Genomic DNA, 3,497 nt, shown 5'->3' on the forward strand with positions numbered 1-3,497 from the left:
GATCAGATGATCCTCTCGGCCGCTGGCGCGGTCGATCACGACGCTATCGTGACCGCGGCTGAAGCCATTTTCGGCACCCTTAAACCCGTCGGTGCCCGGCCCTTGCAACGTGCCGCCTGGACGGGCGGCGAACGGCGCGAAGTCAAGGATCTTGAGCAGGTCCATTTCGCCATGGGCTTCGAGGCGCCCGCCGTGACCGCCGATGATTTCTTCACCGCGCAGGTCTATGCCACGGCGCTGGGTGGTGGCATGTCCTCGCGCCTCTTCCAGAAAATCCGGGAAGAGCGGGGGCTGTGTTATTCGATCTATGCCCAGGCGGGTGCCTATGAGGATACCGGCATGATCACCATCTATGCCGGCACCTCGGCCGAAGAGATCGGCGATCTGTGCGGGTTGACGATGGATGAGCTGAAGCGCGCCGCTGAGGATATGAGCGAGGCCGAGCTTGCCCGTGCCCGTGCCCAGATGAAGGCCGGGATGCTGATGGGGCTGGAAAGTCCGTCATCGCGGGCCGAACGCATGGCGCGGCATCTGGCGATCTGGGGCCGGGTACAGGATGTGGCCGAAACCGCGGCCGAGATCGATGCGGTCACCCGTGCGGGCATCCGCACCTTTGCCGAAGGGCTGGCCGGACGGGCCGAGACCGCGCTTGCGCTTTATGGGCCGGTTGAACGTGCCCCGACGCTGGAGGCATTGCGCGACAGGCTCGCGGCCTGATGCTGCTCAGGCGGCGCAGGATCCGGATCGAGACCGAGCGCATGACGCTGCGCCTGCCGCAGCATGGCGATTTTCGTGCCTGGGCCAGTTTGCGCGACGACAGCCGAGAATTCCTGACGCAATGGGAGCCTGTCTGGTCGCCCGACCACCTGACACGCAAGGCGTTTACCAACCGCGTCTACTGGGCGCAGCGGGCGGAAAGCGGCGGGACGGCGGTGCCGCTCTTTCTGATCCGACGCGCGGATGAGGCGCTGCTGGGCGCGGTGACGGTCGACAATATTCGCCGGGGACCGGCGCAGGCGGCGACGATCGGCTACTGGATTGGCGCGGATCATGCCCGGCAAGGCTACATGGCCGAAGCCCTGCGCGCGGTGATCCACTACTGCTTTACCACGCTCGACCTCTCGCGTCTTGAAAGTGCCTGCCTGCCGGAAAACGCCGCCTCGCGCGGGGTGCTGGAAAAATGCGGCTACAAATACGAAGGCGTGGCGCAGAGCTACCTGCAGATCAACGGCCGCTGGCGCAACCACGTCCTTTACGCCAACCTGCGCGGCGACCGGCGGGGCCGGACCGAGATCGGATGAGTGTAAGGTGGGTTTAAACCCACCTTACTAGGGCGGGTGTCGAAGGCCAGCGCCCGGAAATCACGGTCTGGTAAGGTGGGTTCAAACCCACCTTACGCGAACGTTCCGAACACGGAGGCGTGAGCAGGAGCGGTTTTGACTTCGCTGAGCGTGTGAAACCGGCTTAGTCTGGTGGCGGAGGTGTTTGCCATGGTCCGTATCTGCCTTCCCATGCTTGTCATTCTTGCCGCCGCTTTGCCCGCCGCCTCCCAGACCCGCACGCCAAGCCATCATTGTATCGCCATTGCCGATACCGCGCCCGAACTGGTCTGGCATGCCGGATGGGGCGACCCGTTGCCATCCGAGACCGTGCGCCTGTCCTATATCGGCCATTCGACCTATTTTCTTGAGACCCATGGCGGCCTTTCCGTCGCGACCGACTATACCGGCATGCTTGGCCCCGCTGATATCGTGCCCGACGTGGTGACCATGAACCATGCCCATAGCTCGCACTGGACGTCTCACCCCGATCCCCGCATCCCCAATGTCCTGCAGGGCTGGGACTATACCGGTGAGCCTGCCGGGCATCACCTCGACCTCGGCGAGATACTGGTCCGCAATGTGCCGACCGATATCCGCCGCCCCGGCGGCGCTGTGGAACCCGCGGGCAATTCGATCTTTGTCTTCGAGGTGGCCGGGCTCTGCATTGGCCATCTTGGCCATTTGCACCACGAGCCGACGCCCCGGCAATATGCCGCCCTTGGGCGGCTCGACCTGGTGATGGTGCCGGTCGATGGCGGCATGACGCTGGACCTGGCAGCAATGACCCGGGTGGTGAAACGGCTGCGCTCCTCCGTCGTCCTGCCGATGCACTGGTTCGGCGCGGGAACACTCTCGGCCTTTCTCTCGGGCATGGAGGATGAGTTCGTCATTGATCTTCGCGAAGGGGCCTCGCTTGAGGTTTCACTCGCCAGCCTGCCAGCCCGGCCCACGGTGATCGTGCTGATGCCCCGGCTATTGGAATAGGCTTGCCGGATCGCGCCCGGCATGGTTCACCGGGATCATGCTAAACCCAGCCGATGCCGCCTTTGCCGAAACGCTCGCCACCCTGCTGCCCGAGGGGGTCGTGGGCCCCGCCGGGCCACGCTATCTGGAAGAACCGCGTCGCAGGGCTTTGACACCCGCCGCCCTCGTCGCCCGCCCGCGGTCGACGGCAGAGGTCGCGGCGATCGTACGTGCCTGCGCCGCTGCACGGGTGAGCATCCTGCCCTGGGGCGGCGGGACCGGTTTGGTGCTGGGGCAGGTGATGCCGGAAGGACCCGCCCCGCTGACCCTGTCGCTGGAGCGGATGAATGCCTTGCGCGGAATCTGGGCCGAGGAAGGGCTGATGGTGGCCGAAGCAGGCATGACGCTCGCCGAGGTGCAGGCGGCGGCAGATGGAGCGGGGCGGCTTTTCCCCCTCTCGCTCGCCTCCGAGGGCACCGCCCGGATCGGTGGCAACCTGGCCACCAATGCCGGCGGCACGGCGGTCCTGCGTTATGGCAATGCGCGCGACCTTTGTCTGGGGGTGGAGGCGGTTCTGCCGGACGGGTCCGTGCTGAACGGGCTGAAACGGCTGCGCAAAGACAATACCGGCTATGATCTGAAGGACCTTCTGATCGGCTCCGAAGGCACGCTCGGCATCCTCACCGCCGCCACCTTGCGGCTTTTCCCGAAACCGGCTGCCACTGGCACGGCGATGTTCGTCGTTACCGGTCCAGAGGCGGCGCTGTCGCTTCTGTCGCTCATGCAGGAGGCGACCGGCGGCAATGTCACGAGTTTCGAACTGATCCACGGTCAGGGTCTTTTGTTCCTTGATGAGGTTGTGCCCGAGCAGCGCCAGCCCTTCGCCGACCGCCCCGAATGGTCGGTTCTGGTGGAGATCGGACTGCCCCCCGGTCTTGACCCCGAAACGGTTCTGGCCGGGATCTATGAGGCCGCCGGGGATCACGTTACCGATGGCGTGATCGCCTCAAGCGCGGCGCAGGCGAAAGGGCTTTGGGACTTGCGCGAGGCCCTGCCCGAGGGCAACCGCAGGATCGGTGCCATCGCCTCGCACGACATCTCACTGCCCTTGTCTGAAATCGGGGCGTTCCTGCGCCGTGCGGGGCCTGCGGTGGAACGGCTTGGCCCTTTCCGCATCAACTGTTTCGGCCATCTGGGCGATGGCAATCTGCA

General features: G+C 65.3%; 4 protein-coding genes. All 4 read left to right on the forward strand.

The features are described from left to right. The coding region (locus tag WBB85_RS22865; protein ID WP_432640869.1) for a M16 family metallopeptidase at positions 1–717 on the forward strand (717 nt) is incomplete at its 5' end. Further along, on the forward strand, positions 717–1,301 hold the full coding sequence (locus tag WBB85_RS22870; protein ID WP_432640870.1) for a GNAT family N-acetyltransferase: 585 nt from the start codon (positions 717–719) through the stop codon (positions 1,299–1,301). The genes WBB85_RS22865 and WBB85_RS22870, both read left to right, overlap by 1 nt. Before the next feature lie 189 nt (positions 1,302–1,490). Further along, on the forward strand, positions 1,491–2,306 hold the full coding sequence (locus WBB85_RS22875; protein ID WP_432640871.1) for an MBL fold metallo-hydrolase: 816 nt from the start codon (positions 1,491–1,493) through the stop codon (positions 2,304–2,306). Positions 2,307–2,343: 37 nt separating this feature from the next. Further along, positions 2,344–3,497, forward strand: a 1,154-nt coding sequence (locus tag WBB85_RS22880; RefSeq protein WP_432640872.1) for an FAD-binding oxidoreductase, incomplete at its 3' end; no start/stop codon positions are given.

Origin of the sequence: Albidovulum sp., from assembly GCF_049646345.1 — a bacterium.
Classification (GTDB): domain Bacteria; phylum Pseudomonadota; class Alphaproteobacteria; order Rhodobacterales; family Rhodobacteraceae; genus Albidovulum.

Coding starts and splice junctions, on each gene's coding strand:
- WBB85_RS22870 (WP_432640870.1), top strand. CDS start 717: ATGCTGCTCAGGCGGCGCAGGATCCGGATCGAGACCGAGCGCATGACG.
- WBB85_RS22875 (WP_432640871.1), top strand. CDS start 1,491: ATGGTCCGTATCTGCCTTCCCATGCTTGTCATTCTTGCCGCCGCTTTG.